Annotated in this window: 9 protein-coding genes; 6 read left to right on the top strand and 3 right to left on the bottom strand. The window is 56.9% G+C overall.

The features are described 5' to 3' along the window. Nucleotides 1–2: 2 nt before the first annotated feature. Nucleotides 3–1742 carry a PTS fructose-like transporter subunit IIB gene (locus ACYZTW_RS04915; RefSeq protein ID WP_462003963.1) on the top strand — a complete coding sequence of 580 codons (1740 nt, stop codon included), beginning with the start codon at nt 3–5 and terminating at the stop codon, nt 1740–1742. A gap of 167 nt (nt 1743–1909) precedes the next feature. Continuing rightward, complete coding sequence (locus ACYZTW_RS04920; protein ID WP_462003964.1) at nt 1910–3451, top strand: alkaline phosphatase D family protein; 1542 nt, start codon at nt 1910–1912, stop codon at nt 3449–3451. Between the two features lie 96 nt (nt 3452–3547). Here the strand turns inward: ACYZTW_RS04920 and ACYZTW_RS04925 are convergent, their stop codons facing one another. From ACYZTW_RS04925 to ACYZTW_RS04935, 3 genes are all read right to left on the bottom strand, one after another. Next, nucleotides 3548–3982, bottom strand: a complete 435-nt coding sequence (locus tag ACYZTW_RS04925; protein ID WP_462003965.1) for an endonuclease domain-containing protein — start codon at nt 3980–3982, stop codon at nt 3548–3550. Nucleotides 3983–4231: 249 nt separating this feature from the next. Then, entirely contained in the window at nt 4232–6760 is a 2529-nt protein-coding gene (locus ACYZTW_RS04930) for a PepSY domain-containing protein (protein ID WP_462003966.1), read from the bottom strand. A gap of 242 nt (nt 6761–7002) precedes the next feature. After that, nucleotides 7003–9264 (bottom strand): TonB-dependent receptor, encoded by a 2262-nt coding sequence (locus ACYZTW_RS04935; protein WP_462003967.1) that lies wholly within the window; start codon nt 9262–9264, stop codon nt 7003–7005. Between the two features lie 205 nt (nt 9265–9469). Here ACYZTW_RS04935 and ACYZTW_RS04940 point away from each other — a divergent pair, with 205 nt between their 5' ends. From ACYZTW_RS04940 to ACYZTW_RS04955, 4 genes are all read left to right on the top strand, one after another. Then, nucleotides 9470–10150: a Fe2+-dependent dioxygenase gene (locus ACYZTW_RS04940; protein ID WP_462003968.1), complete on the top strand. Its 681-nt coding sequence runs from the start codon at nt 9470–9472 to the stop codon at nt 10148–10150. Between the two features lie 3 nt (nt 10151–10153). Further along, nucleotides 10154–10909 carry a tetratricopeptide repeat protein gene (locus ACYZTW_RS04945; RefSeq protein WP_462003969.1) on the top strand — a complete coding sequence of 252 codons (756 nt, stop codon included), beginning with the start codon at nt 10154–10156 and terminating at the stop codon, nt 10907–10909. 268 nt (nt 10910–11177) lie between these two features. Further along, a complete protein-coding gene (locus ACYZTW_RS04950) occupies nt 11178–13433 on the top strand; it encodes an alpha-xenorhabdolysin family binary toxin subunit A (RefSeq protein ID WP_462003970.1) in 2256 nt (751 codons plus the stop codon). A gap of 100 nt (nt 13434–13533) precedes the next feature. Then, nucleotides 13534–14436 carry a hypothetical protein gene (locus ACYZTW_RS04955; RefSeq protein WP_462003971.1) on the top strand — a complete coding sequence of 301 codons (903 nt, stop codon included), beginning with the start codon at nt 13534–13536 and terminating at the stop codon, nt 14434–14436. Nucleotides 14437–14477 lie beyond the last annotated feature (41 nt).

A 14477-nucleotide genomic window follows, 5' to 3' on the forward strand; every position in this document is an offset into this window, starting at 1 on the left:
TCATGAAGTTAGCCATTGTTACGGCCTGCCCGAACGGCATGGTCACCAGTGTGCTGTGCGCCCGTTTGCTTGATGCGGCTGCCCAGCGTCAGGGCTGGAGCAGCAGTGTCGAAGTCAACGATGCCGCGCACCCTGAACGCCAATTGTCGGCGGCCACGATCGAGGCGGCCGAGTGGGTGTTGCTGGTGACCAGCGCGCCAGTGGATATGTCGCGATTCATCGGCAAGCGGGTGTTCCAGAGTACCCCGGCGCAAGCCCTGCAAGATGTTGAAGCGGTGCTGCGTCGCGGTGCTGAAGAGGCTCAGGTTTACGTTGCCCCCGAAGTCGCGGCCGAACCTGCTGCCGTCGTTAAAAACGCCCCGCGTTTGGTCGCGATTACCGCGTGCCCGACCGGCGTCGCTCACACCTTCATGGCCGCTGAAGCTTTGCAGCAAGCGGCCAAGCGTTTGGGCTACGACCTGCAAGTGGAAACCCAGGGCTCGGTCGGTGCGCGCAATCCGCTGAGTGCAGCGGCGATTGCCGATGCGGACGTAGTGCTGCTGGCCTGCGATATCGAAGTCGCCACCGAGCGTTTTGCCGGTAAGAAGATTTACCGTTGCGGCACTGGCATTGCGCTCAAGCAAGCTGAAGCGACGCTGAACAAAGCGTTGGTCGAAGGCACTCAGGAAACCGCATCGACCGGCGCCAAAGGCCCGGCCAAGCAAGAGAAAAGTGGCGTCTACAAACACCTGCTGACGGGTGTGTCATTCATGCTGCCGATGGTGGTGGCGGGTGGTCTGATGATCGCCTTGTCGTTCGTGTTCGGCATCACCGCGTTCAAGGAGCCGGGCACGCTCGCGGCAGCATTGATGCAGATCGGCGGCGAGACCGCGTTCAAGCTGATGGTGCCACTGCTGGCGGGTTACATCGCCTACTCGATCGCCGACCGTCCGGGCCTGGCGCCGGGGATGATTGGTGGTCTGCTGGCAAGCACCTTGGGTGCCGGTTTTATCGGCGGGATCATTGCCGGTTTCATTGCCGGTTACGCGGCGCAGGCGATCAATCGTTATGCACGTTTGCCGCAAAGTCTTGAGGCGCTGAAGCCGATTCTGATCATCCCGCTGCTGGCGAGTCTGTTCACCGGTCTGGTGATGATCTACGTGGTGGGCAAACCGGTGGCCGGGATGCTCGCAGGGCTCACGCACTTTCTCGACAGTATGGGCACCACCAACGCGATTCTGCTCGGTGTGTTGCTCGGCGGGATGATGTGCGTCGACCTTGGCGGGCCGATCAACAAAGCCGCGTATGCATTCTCGGTGGGGCTGCTGGCGTCGCAAAGTTATGCACCGATGGCCGCGACCATGGCGGCCGGCATGGTGCCGCCGATTGGCTTGGGCATTGCTACGTTTATCGCGCGGCACAAGTTTGCTCAGACCGAACGCGAGGCCGGTAAAGCGGCGTTGGTTCTGGGGTTGTGCTTCATCTCGGAAGGTGCGATTCCGTTTGCCGCCAAGGACCCGTTGCGGGTGATCCCGGCGAGCATTGCCGGTGGTGCGCTGACCGGTGCGTTGTCGATGTATTTCGGCTGCAAACTGATGGCGCCGCACGGCGGATTGTTCGTTCTGGCGATCCCGAATGCGATCAACCATGCGCTGCTTTATTTGCTGGCGATTGTGGCCGGGAGTCTGCTGACGGCGGTGGCGTATGCGGTGCTCAAGCGGCCGGAAGTCGTTGAACTGGCAATAGAGCCCGTCAGCGCCTGACACCCACCCTCTGTAGGAGCCGAGCTTGCTCGCGATAGCGGTTTAACATTCACCGAAAATGGTGGCTGATATACCGCCATCGCGAGCAAGCTCGGCTCCTACAGGGGGGACGTGTCACAGCCATTTCACACGTCCGTGCTTAAGTTTTCCTTTTCAGGGAGAACACCATGAGCGAATTCGACCTCGGTCGCCGTCGTGTCATACAAGCCGTCGGTGCCGGGCTGTTGTTGCCAGGCCTGGCGCCGGCGGTGATTGCCTCGGTCAAGGATCGTCCGCAACTCACCGATGGCGTGCAGTCCGGCGACGTGCTGGGCGATCGGGCGATGATCTGGAGTCGTTGTGATCGTCCGGCGCGAATGGTGGTGGAGTGGGACACCCGCAGCCTGTTCAGCAACCCTCGTCGTTTTGTCTCGCCATTGGCCGTGTCCAATACCGATTTCACGGCCCGGGTCGAACTCACTGGCCTGCCCGCCGACCAGGCGATTTTCTATCGCGTGCACTTCGAAGACGCCCAGAGCGGCGTCGCCAGCGAACCCTGGTTTGGCCATCTGCGCAGCGTGCCGCAAACCCGTCGTGACATCCGTTTCGTCTGGAGCGGCGACACCGCCGGCCAGGGCTTCGGCATCAACCCGGACATCGGCGGCATGCGCATCTACGATGCCATGCGTTTGCGCCTGCCAGATTTTTTTATCAACAGCGGCGACACCATCTACGCTGACGGCCCCGTACCCGCGCAGCTCACCACAGAGAGCGGCCGCGTGTGGCGCAACATCACCACTGAAGCCAAGAGCAAAGTGGCCGAAACCCTCGACGACTATCGCGGTAATTACCGCTACAACCTGATGGACGAAAACATCCGCCGCTTCAACGCCGAGGTTCCGCAGATCTGGCAATGGGACGACCATGAAGTGGTCAACAACTGGTCGCCGGGCAAGCAGTTGGATGATCGCTACAAGAGCAAAGATATCCACAGCCTGGTCGGTCGCGCGCGTCAGGCCTGGCTCGAATACGCACCGATGCGGTTGCAGAGCGCCGATGGTGGCGGGCGGATTTATCGCAAACTCGGTTACGGTCCGTTGCTCGATGTGTTCGTGCTCGACATGCGCAGCTATCGCGGGGCCAATGACGACAACCTGGGTGCCGCTAAACCCTTCCTTGGCCGTGAACAACTGGACTGGCTCAAACGTGAGTTGAAGGCTTCCAATGCTCAGTGGAGAGTCATCGCTGCTGATATGCCGATTGGCCTCGGCGTACCGGATGGTGAAGTCAGCCCTGGTGTGGCGCGCTGGGAAGCCGTGGCCAATGGCGATCCGGGGCCGGCCCAGGGGCGTGAATTGGAAATCGCCGAATTGTTGGGTTTTCTGCGGGAGCAGCAGGTGCGCAATTTTGTCTGGCTGACGGCGGATGTGCATTACTGCGCAGCGCATCATTACCATCCGGACCGTGCGGCGTTTCAGGATTTCGAACCGTTCTGGGAGTTTGTCGCCGGGCCTTTGAATGCGGGGAGTTTCGGGCCTGATTCGCTGGATAAGACCTTTGGTCCAGAGGTGGTGTTCGAGAAGGCACCGCCGGCACAGAACACCTCACCGTTTGCCGGGTTTCAGTTTTTTGGTGAGGTGAATATTGATGGGCAGACGGGGGAGATGAGTGTGGTGTTGCGGGATTTGGATGGGGTTGGGGTGTTTGAGCAGAAGTTGCAGCCAGTCTGATAGATCCACCCCTCACCCCAGCCCTCTCCCCACGGGGGAGAGGGGGAAAGGGAGCCGATCCCTGTTGCTTTCGAAACCGGAGTTCGACTCGATGTTTCAGGTCGATGTAACTCTAAGAACAACTCGGTCAGTCCCCTCTCCCTCCGGGAGAGGGTTAGGGTGAGGGGGCGATGTTCGATTCGCAGCAAACCTCAGGATCTGCTCAAGCACTTCACTCATCCGCTCAATAACCTCCAGATTGCTAAACCGCACAACCTCAATACCTTGCTGCTGAAGGTAAAGCGTTCGACGCTGGTCATGTATTTTTGCCGTCGTCTCGTAATGCTGACCACCATCCAGTTCGATGGCCAACTTCAGTTCCACGCAATAAAAATCCAGGATGTACGGCGGGCATGGAAACTGCCGACGGAATTTCAGATTGGCGATTTGCCGAGAACGAAGTTTTTGCCAGAGCAGGAGTTCGCAGTCGGTTTGGTGGGTGCGCAGATGGCGGGCGAATTGGCGTTGGTTGAGGGTGGGGCGGGTGGGCATGCTTCACGTCCGTGTGAAGGGGGGATGGAGGTTTAACTGTAGTCTGGATTTTGCGGATGATTTGAAATCGACCCCTCACCCCAGCCCTCTCCCCACGGGGGAGAGGGGGAAAGGGAGCAGACCGGAGGCCTTTCAGAACCTGAGTTCGACTCGATTTTTCAGGTCGATGTATAACGTGAGACACCTCGGTCAGTCCCCTCTCCCTACGGGCGGTCCGACGTTTCGGGAGGGCTAGGGTGAGGGGCTCTTTCAGTAGACGTCACGCCGGTAGCGGCCCTGCTCGATCAGGCGATCGACCTCTGCAATTCCGAGTATTTCGTTGAGCGCGTGATCCACCCCTGAAGCCATCCCTTGCAAGCTACCGCAAATGTAAATGACCGCACCCTCGGCCAGCCACTTCTTCAACTCCCCAGCCGACTCGCGCAGTCGATCCTGCACATAAATCTTCTCAGCCTGATCCCGCGAGAACGCCAGATCCAGACGCTCGATGTCCCCCGAAATCAGCCACTCTTCAAGCTCAGCGCGGCACAGGTAGTCATGTTCCCGATTGCGCTCGCCAAACAGTAGCCAATGGCGCTGCTGCCCATCGGCGATCCGCGCCTTGAGCAAACTGCGCAGCCCGGCAAGGCCGGTGCCGTTGCCCAGCAGGATCATCGGCACTGGCTCGACCGGCAGGTGGAAACCGCTGTTGCGTCGTACGCGCAGGCTGATGGTGCCGCCCACCGGGGCGTGTTCGGTCAGCCAGCCGGAGCCGACGCCCAGGCTGCCATCAGGATGCAGTTCCTGACGCACGATCAGTTCGAGGATGCCATCGGCGGCGATCGAGGCGATGGAGTATTCGCGCATGGCCAAGGGCACCAGCGCATCCACCAGCGCCTGGGCATGCAGGCCGACCAGGTGAGTTCGGTTTTCCGGCAGTTGTCGAGTGGCGAGGGCTTGCTCCAGGGGTTGCGACAGGCCAGCGAGCGCAACCGTGGCCCGACCGTCAATGCCCAGGCCATCGAGGAAATGTTCGATCGCCCCCGGACAATTGCGCGGCAACACTTCCACCAGATCGCCGGCCAGCCAGCTGCTGGTGGTCGGGGCTGTGAGGCCCAGCAAATAAACACCCGAACCGCTGCTGTCAGGGTTGAGCAACTCACGACGGGTCAGGTTCCAATTGTCATAGCTTGGCGCTTGCCAGGTGTCCACGGGCGCCTGTCCGGTCAGCAGCCCCAGTTGCTGCTGCCAGTGACGCAAGGCGTAAGGGTCGCCGCTGTCGACCTCCACCGGGGCGAACAGGGTCTTGCCGCCGTGTTCGCCCAGCCAGGTGTGCAAGCGTCGAGCGAAACCGCAGAAATGTTGATACTGCCGATCACCGAGGCCGAGCACGGCGTAGTTCAGGCTTTCCAGGCTCGACGCCCGACCCAGCACTTTGCGTTCGAAGCTGCGGGCACTGTCCGGTGCTTCGCCGTCGCCAAAGGTGCTGACCACGAACAACGCATTGCTGGATTCACGCAAGTCCTGTTCGCTGACGTCCGCCAGCGGCTGAACCTTCACCGGCACGCCGGCAGCTTGCAATTGCCCGGCGGTCTGCCACGCCAGTTGCTCGGCAAACCCGCTTTGGCTGGCGAAGCCGATCAACCAGGCTGGCGTATTGCTGCCTGTTTGCGCGAAATCTTTGCGCGCGTCTTTGATCTGCTTTTTCTTGCGTCGACGATCGAGGTACAGCAACCAGCCCGTGACAAAGAACAGCGGCATGGTCAGCGCGCTGAGCGTCAGAATAATCCGCCCGACGATGCCGAAGTAGCTGCCGACGTGCAGCGCGTAAATGCTGGTCAGCAGTTGCGCCTTGAGGCTCTTGTCGCTGTAGCGGTCATGCCGTTTGACGGTGCCGGTCGCCGGATCGAGGGTGATCTGGTTCAGCGCGCGGTCGTGGGGCGAGGTGTTCAGCAGGTAGAACACGGTGGCCGGTTGTCCGGCCACTGGCGGCATACGAATGTTGTAGGCGCTGAGTGCCGGACCGGCGGCGCTGTAGATGCTGCTCCACATCGCTGCGTAATTAGCAGTCGGTGCCGGACCGCTTGGCGCAGGGCCGCGCCCGCCGCGAACGCGCTCGTTCTGCGGTGAGTCGGAAAGCAATCGGGTCAGGCCCTTGTTGTACCACTCATAGGACCAGGACAATCCGGTGAGCGCTGCCAGGAGGTAAAACACCAGGCACCAGGTGCCGGCCACCGAGTGCAAATCCCAGTTGAAGCTGCGGCCCTTTTTCTTCCAGTCGAGGGTCAGCCAGGCGCGCCAGCTGTTCCACTGACGCGGCCAGCGCAGGTAAAGACCGGACAGGCAGAAGAACACCAGAATCAGCGTGCACGCGCCGGTGATCTGCCGACCGCTATCGCCCATGGCGAGGAAGCGGTGCAGTTGCAGCATCAGGCCGAAGAAGTCCTGGCCAGTGGCGTCGCCCATGAACTCGGCGGTGTACGGGTCGAAGTAGCGCATCTGCCCGCGGCGCTCACCCGGTGGTGGGGTAAAGGACACCCGCGCGGCGTTGCCGCTGTCGGTCTCGACCCAGAGCATCGCGACTTTTTTGCCGGATGCACCTTCGATTTTTTCCACCAGTTCGGCGGGCGGCAGGACGCCAGCGACCTGCTTCTCGACCTGCAGCACAGAAGGGTTCAGCGCGCGCAGGATTTCATCCTGGAACGACACCGTCGCCCCGGTGATGCCCATCAGGGCCAGGACCAGTCCGGCGCTGATGCCGAAAAACCAGTGCAACTGGAACAGGGTTTTCTTCAACACGTCGCTCGCCTTGTTCGTTCGGAAATAATCATCACGGCGCGCATTATGCCGTGGGTTGTCGAGAAACATTCTTTTTTACGCACAAAAGCCCCGTTCAATTGAATGAACGGGGCCAGGGCGCCCACCACTCTAGTGTGGGAGCGAGCCTGCTCGCGAAGGCTATGTCAGCCGCAACAGATAAAGTGCGACAGGGACACCGTATTCGTCGGAACGCCGCCCGGAGCCGGCTCGCTCCCACAGGATCAGAAGTGGAAGTTGGCGCTCAGCAGGGCGGTACGACCCGCCGCCACGTGGGCGTAGTGCGTCTGGAACACCTGGTCGAAGTAACGCTTGTCGGTCAGGTTCTGCACGTTGAGTTGCAGGTCGACGTTCTTGGTCAGGCGATAGCTGGCCATTGCGTCGTAGCGCCAGTAGGACGGGATCTCCACCGAGTTGGCGATGTTGCCGAACTGCGAGTCGACGAACGTGGCACCGGCGCCGACGGTCAACTTGTCCGGCACCAGGTCGTAGGTCGACCAGAACGTGAAGTTGTTCCGTGGGGTGCTTGGCATGTGGTTGCCTTCATCGGCGGCGAGGGTGGTTTTGACCACTTCGCTTTCCATGTAGGTGTAGCCGCCGAAGACCCTCCAGTTACGGGTCAGCTTGCCGGCGTAGCTCAGTTCCAGGCCATTGACCTGCTGTTCGCCATCCAGCACTTGAGTGGTGCCGCCGTCCGGATCGTTGATCCGCGCGTTGGTTTTCTCGGTGCGGAACAGTGCGGCGGTCAGCGACAGGTCGTCACCGAAGAAGTCCCACTTGGTACCGATCTCGTAGTTGCGGTTCTTTTCCGGGTCCAGATCGGTGTTGTTCGCGGCCAGGTCCAGGCCGCCGTTGCCGCTGGTTTCACCGGACGGGTTGCTGGAGGTGGAGTAGGCCGCGTAGAGACTGCCGTTAGGCAACGGGTTGTAGACCACGCCGATCTGGTAGTTGACCAGGTCGCTGGTGTTCTCACGGGAGAAGTCGTTCGCTGGCGCTGTGCTGCTAGCGTTGGCGTGGCCGCTGGATTTGACCTGGTAGTTGTCGTAACGCAGGCCCAGGTTCAAGGACCATTGCTCGTTGAACTTCAGCGTGTCGAACACGTAGGCCGCAGCGGTTTTGGTGTCGGTGTCGGTGAACGCGGCGCTGTCGGTGATCGAGCCGTTCCAGTTATCCCCAGGCGTCGGGTTTTGCAGACTGGTGCAGTCGCCGGAATTGAACAGGGCGCGGTTGCACCGGGTGCCGCTGGCGGTCGAGGTCAGAATGTACGGGCGGTTGTGGGTGTCTTGATAGGAAAACTCAAGGCCGGTGACCAGGCTGTGCTCGATGGCGCCGGTGTTGAACCTGGCGCTCAGGTCGGTCTGGTTGATCCAGCCGCTGGACGTCGAGTTACGGCTTTTCGCGCCACGGTACACGCTGCCAAGAGCCACGTTGCCCTTGCTGTCGTCCGGGTTGGTGACGACGTAGTCGAGCGTCGAACGGGACATGCGGAAGCTGTTCGAGACGGTCAGGTCATCATTCAGATCGTGTTCGATCTTGATGGTGCCGCTGTCGTTGCTGGTCTCGCGGAAGTCGCGACCAGTGAGGCCGTAGAAGTTGTCACGATCGACATGCGCAGGTTTATCTACGTTGTACTTGCTGCGGTTGGGGCTCAAGGTCAACGGGAGGCCGTAGTCGGGCATGTCGTCGGTTTCGACGTGGTAGTAGCCGACGGTCAGGCGGGTGTCGGTACCCAGGCCAAACGCGAAGGAAGGTGCCACGCCCCAGCGGCTGACGTCCACGGCATCACGGCCGGCGACGTTGGCTTCGTGCTTCATCAGGTTCAGACGGAAGGCCGAGGTGTCAGTCATCTGCTGATTCAGATCGAGGGTGGTGCGTTTGGTCTGGTCCGAGCCCCAGGTGAAACCGCCGTTGTAGGCATTGCCCAGCTTGGCGGTCTTGCTCACCAGGTTCAGGCTGCCACCGGTGGAACCCGCGCCGGTGAAGGCTGACCCCGGGCCCTTGCTGACTTCGATCGATTCTACGTTGAAGATCTCGCGGCTCTGGGAAGCCGGGTCGCGCATGCCGTCGATGAACACGTCGCTTTCTGCGTTGAAGCCGCGAATGATCGGACGATCGCCGGCCGGGTTGCCGCCTTCACCGGCACCGAACGTGATGCCCGGTGTGGTACGTAGCGCGTCGACCAGACTGGTGGCTCCAGTGTCGCGAATCACTTGTTGCGGAATCACGGTGACGCTTTTCGGTGTTTCGCGCAGCGGCGCGGTGTACTTCTTGTTGGCCGAGGTATCGGTCTTGTAGGAGGTCTCGTCCTGAGCTTCGCCGGTGATATCGGTAGCGCCCAGGGAAATCACATTGCTCGGTGCTTTTTCGTCGGTCTTTTCAGCCGCGAAAGCCATGTGGCCCGCAGAGCTGGCAGTGATCGCCACGCCAATTGCAGACGCGAGTAAACGCGGTGAACTGACCGGTACTTGTGGTTGTTGACGTGACATTTGAATTCCCCTCCCCAAGCATTTGAGGCCGCGGAATATAGGGTAAACAGGTATTTGTATCAATTGCGAAACTTTACTATTCGCATTAAATTTACGTTCTTTACAATTTACCCTTACGGTTTTTGCTGTCTCGTTCGTCACAGGATTTTACACGAGCAATAAGAATCAATACCATTGCCGCCTCTTTGTCTTCAGGTGTCATCCCATGCTGCTGCACATTCCCGGCGTGTTCGCGAAAGAAGAAGTGCAGCGCATCCGTGAAGCTCTGGAGCGGGCAGATTGGGCGGATGGCAAGATCACCGCCGGCTACCAGTCGGCCAAAGCCAAGCACAATCTGCAGCTACCGGAAGGTCATCCGCTGGCCAAGGAAGTCGGCGCGGCGATGCTGGAGCGGCTGTGGAAAAATCCGCTGTTCATGTCGGCCGCGTTGCCGCACAAGGTCTTTCCTCCGTTACTGAACTGTTACACGGCCGGCGGCAGTTTCGACTTTCACATCGACAACGCCGTGCGCCAGCCCAAAGGCAGCATCGAGCGAGTGCGCACCGATCTCTCGGCAACGCTGTTCTTCAGTGAACCTGAGGATTACGACGGCGGCGAACTGGAAATCCAGGACACCTTTGGCACCCAACGGGTGAAGTTGCCGGCCGGCGACATGGTTCTGTACCCCGGCACCAGCCTGCACAAGGTCAACGCCGTGACGCGCGGCACTCGCTACGCCTCGTTCTTCTGGACCCAAAGCCTGGTCCGCGAAGACAGCCAGCGTGCCTTGCTGTTCGAGATGGACGGGGCGATCCAGCAACTGACCCAGGACATGCCCGACCACCCTTCGCTGATTCGCCTCACCGGCACTTATCACAACCTGTTGCGTCGCTGGGTCGAGGTGTAAGTCATGAGTTATCAACTGCGTCGCGAGGAAGTCCTCGATGGCGAGCGCCTCAAATCCATGCTCGACGAAAGCCCTGCACGTGCCGCCCAGGCGATTTTGATCGCCGCTCGTGAAGGTGTGCTAGATGCTCAGGCTTTACTCGGGCAGATCCTGCTGGACGGGCAGGGCATTGCGATGGATCAGGCGCTGGCACTGCGCTGGTTCGGGATTGCGGCTCAGGGCGGGCATTTGATGGCGCGCAACATGCTCGGTCGTTGTCATGAGCATGGCTGGGGTTGCGTTGCCGATGCTTCGGTTGCTGCGGGTCATTATCGCCAGGCCGCCGAAGCCGGACTGGATTGGGCGATGTACAACTACGCAAATCTGCTGGCCACCGGACGCGGCGTCATCGAGGATCAGGCACAAGCACTGGATCTTTATCGCCGTGCCGCTGAACAGGGCCATGCAAAGTCGATGAACCTGCTGGGGCGTTATCTTGAAGAGGGACGCTGTTGCGAGGCCGACCTTATTGCTGCGCTCAATTGGTATCGACGTTCCGCTGAAGGCGGTGACTTTCGTGGGCAATTCAGTTACGGCACCTACTTGGCCGAACAAGGCCAGATAGACGAGGCGCGTACTTGGTTGCATAAAGCACTGACGGGTGGAAATCCGAACTTTCTACGCACCGCTGCCAACACCCTGCGCCAGGTTGGATTGGAGGCACTAGCGGATGTCTATCTTCAGCGAGCGCAAGCGTTGGGGATAGAGGGAAGTAAATAATTCTTGCCAGGTTGCTTTTAGTTGGATTAAGAGATGATTAAAGCCTTATATGGTTTATGCCTATGAGGCTTTTTTATGGGCGCTGAAGAAGTTGTTTGTTTGTAAGTCCTTGTTGGTATCGTTTTTTAATATTTGTTTTTTAGTTATGTTTTGACGGCCATCCCCAGATGGGCCTAGTATTTTTTCGTGACTTGGCATTCGTCAATTACGTATTGATATTGGCTTGCCGTCGAAGTAAGCCTTAACGTTAAAAAATCAAAGGAATGAAATGATGGAAAATAATAAGTTGTGGGATGACGTGTTCGTCGGGGCGGATTACGAAAAAGTTTCCACGTTAGCAGCGCAAGTTCCGAGAACATTGTTTGAGGCTTCGGCCGGTCTTCGCGAGAGTGCGAGACCTGATCCGGGCTTGGTCCTGACAAAAGAGCAGATCATCTGGATTAAAGAATATGTTGCCATTGGTCTATCATTTCCCGTTACCTGGAAAGACGTTTCAGATTATCTGAGGTATGGTGTCGGCGAAAATGGCGGTAAAGGTTTGTCTGTCTCTGATTTTGTTAACACGTTCCAGACAATCCGTACGCATTGTTATAAGTGGGGCGATTTGCGTCAGCGTATTACTTCGACCAGTTCGACATTTAAGCTGTTCAGTGATCAAATGAAGGGGTGGTGGGAGAGCTTTGACGAGATCTATAACGACGATGCTTCTGTAAAACTGATGAAGGAGCATGGCGTTGAAACGTATGAGGATTTAAACAAACTTAAGATCGAATGGCAGGGTGCATTTCCGGGGCTGAGTCGCGGTACCTTGCCCGATCTGAAAGATATCTTTAATGAAATCAGAAATGCGATTCAAGAGCGTTGGGAAGAAGCCCGTACGATACAATTGGATCTGGATAATTTTAGTGAGGAGCTTCAAACGAAGGTCATCTATTCGCTAAATCTGCGACTGGGGTTTATAAAAAACAACACATACGGTGTTGAAATTGATCAAATTAAAAATAAAATTGACGAGCGAGCCCTTGATATTACGAGGTTGGACGGAGAGTACAAGGCGCTGGTAGAGAAATCCCTGGGTTCTCTTGCGAACTTCAATGTTTTTGGTCTCGCCATGGCAATCTATATAGGAGTAGAGGCCGAGAATATTCGCGCTGAAAGGCGGAAGTTAAACCGTGCGCAAGAGTTGGATATTGAAACTCTTGCCAATAAAAACCAGACGCTGGCTGCTTTGAAGCGAGCAGAGAAAGACTTGCAAAATTGCAATTTTGCCGCGATAGATGCTGCTTATGCAGTGAGGAATCTCCAGCATCTTTGGACTTCTGTCGACAAATATGCCACCGCTTCTCGTCAAGCGATTTCAAATATCACTGACGGAGTGAGACTGGCTGCCTTCCGGAGAAATTTCAAGGCTGTGGTCACGTCGTGGGCAGAAGTTAAAAAGTATGCCGATACCGTGGCTAACGTTTTTGCCGAGGCGGATAAAGAGTATCAGGACAAACAACGTCAGCCCCGTATGGCGAGGTCTCAGGTGATCAGCTTAGTTGCACGTGATACCTACCCTGTGCTCGACATGGTGACTTTATATGACGTAAAGAAACTAATGGATCAAAATTTTCCTACAATGGCAGTGTTGTCTCAAAAGCATAATTATCTGCCTTTGGTGAGGCACCGTTTTACTGAATTGACGGTTCAAGTAACCACGGCGGTGATGAAGTTGGAGGGGTTAGCCTATGGAGGAAAAATTCAACTTGAGCTGAAGAAAAAACAACTTGAGGATTTGGATGGCGAACTCGCTGGCGCCATCAGTGAAGGGGCCGATGAGCGCGATATCGAAGATATACATACTGCGCGTATGGAAGTTGTAAAAAGTATTTTCCAAGAGTTCTTGATTGATCGAAAAATTTTACAGACCCATTACAATCCTCTTGCCCGACGTTTCGATACCATCGATATGAGTTATTACGCTAGCGGATTACAGCTTGATATTGATAATGCCAGTGACCTGCAAGCAGCATTTAACGCCACCCTCGCCAAGCACCGCGTCGCTCAGGCAGTCATTGATGACGCTGTTGCTGTTATTAACAGCGCAGGCATCGAAAATATCGGGAAAGACATTAATTTGACGCTCGACAAACTCAAAACACTGAACATGAGCATGCCGCAAATCGAATTGGTGATGCTGGCAATCGATCAGATGAAGGTCACCATTACAAATATTGCCAAAAATGTTTCGTTTTTGATGATGCTGGATGAAAGTAAAAAACTGCGCGCTAAAGTAGTAGCTGTACAGGCTGAAATCAAAACTCAAGAAGCGATCATCGCAGTGGCTACGGATAAGCTTCAGTTTATTGGTAAGGTCTATGCTCTTGAAGCGCAGCGTAAACGAATCGTGCCAGAGTTTAAGAAGATGGACGAGGCGTACGGACTATTTTTGTCTTCGCTTGATGGCACTTCGGAAGAGTCGGCTTTGAATGAAATTAACACATTTATCAATGTTCTGGCTCAGGTTTCCTCGCCTGCCTGATTAGGATAAGTGGGGGCGTCCAATGTTAAGGGTGCCCCCTGCGCCGACAGATTGAAAATCTGTCGGCGCTGCCCATTTTATTTAATAAAGAGTCGTCTCTATGAAGGGTTATTTGTTGTCAGAGGAGCACTTCAGTTCTCTCAAAGACTATATTGATTTTTTAAACAGTCTCCCCTCTGCACTGGAGGAAATTCGACTTTTTTCCGAGTCGTTTGCCCGCAAGGGACATCAGTTGGTGACACCGCCAAATGCCGAGTTGCTTGCACGGGCGGCGAGGGATAACAGATTGGCTTGGCTGGCACTACAGGAAGCTATTCCGTTACTGGGAAGATCGTCTGCCACCGCATTGAAGTCCACACAATATTTCATCGACGAGTTTCGCACTTTCACCCAGGGGAGCGAGGGGCGACGACGAAAAATCGATACCATCGACCCTCTGCGTTTCGATCTGGCGAACTTTCCGGAATGGGCAAAGGCGCCCCCAGCGAATGTCATCGATCTAATGCGTGAACTCGACGCTCGTCTGCTTCGATGTGAATCCCCGATCAATGCGTTCGGGCGAGCTTTAGCGCCTATCGGTGTTAGCTTGCACGGCATCTTTGTCCGGTTTATCGAATCACTGAGCATTGCGCTGTGCAGTTGTGATGGTCCCATTTCCAAGATTGAGGCTTACTACACGCTCGGAAAAATCGGGTTGCCCAATCTGCAATATCAGCCGAATAAAGCTTACTCGGAGAGTGAGCGCCTGGCGTTTGCCAGAGAGCATTTGGCGCAGTTGAGAGGCATGCGAGCCAGGGCCGCCAATGCTGTCGATGGCCTCAATGACTATTGCTATGGCATGCAACAACTTCTAGCGCACGCGCGCCGTCAGTTGCAAAGCAATCAACCGTCGTCTAGTTGGTCTCGTTCCAACCTCTTGCTGACCTTTACCGAAACCCCACTCAAGGATGTCAAAGTCATGTCCGATGACCTGCTTCTGATGGCTCAAAAACTCAAGGCCTAAAAAAAGCCCATGATGCAAATCATGGGCTTCTTACGTGCAGC

Source organism: Pseudomonas sp. LB3P25, assembly GCF_054897985.1.

Coding starts and splice junctions, on each gene's coding strand:
- ACYZTW_RS04915 (WP_462003963.1), top strand. CDS start 3: ATGAAGTTAGCCATTGTTACGGCCTGCCCGAACGGCATGGTCACCAGT.
- ACYZTW_RS04920 (WP_462003964.1), top strand. CDS start 1,910: ATGAGCGAATTCGACCTCGGTCGCCGTCGTGTCATACAAGCCGTCGGT.
- ACYZTW_RS04925 (WP_462003965.1), bottom strand. CDS start 3,982: ATGCCCACCCGCCCCACCCTCAACCAACGCCAATTCGCCCGCCATCTG.
- ACYZTW_RS04935 (WP_462003967.1), bottom strand. CDS start 9,264: ATGTCACGTCAACAACCACAAGTACCGGTCAGTTCACCGCGTTTACTC.
- ACYZTW_RS04940 (WP_462003968.1), top strand. CDS start 9,470: ATGCTGCTGCACATTCCCGGCGTGTTCGCGAAAGAAGAAGTGCAGCGC.
- ACYZTW_RS04945 (WP_462003969.1), top strand. CDS start 10,154: ATGAGTTATCAACTGCGTCGCGAGGAAGTCCTCGATGGCGAGCGCCTC.
- ACYZTW_RS04950 (WP_462003970.1), top strand. CDS start 11,178: ATGATGGAAAATAATAAGTTGTGGGATGACGTGTTCGTCGGGGCGGAT.
- ACYZTW_RS04955 (WP_462003971.1), top strand. CDS start 13,534: ATGAAGGGTTATTTGTTGTCAGAGGAGCACTTCAGTTCTCTCAAAGAC.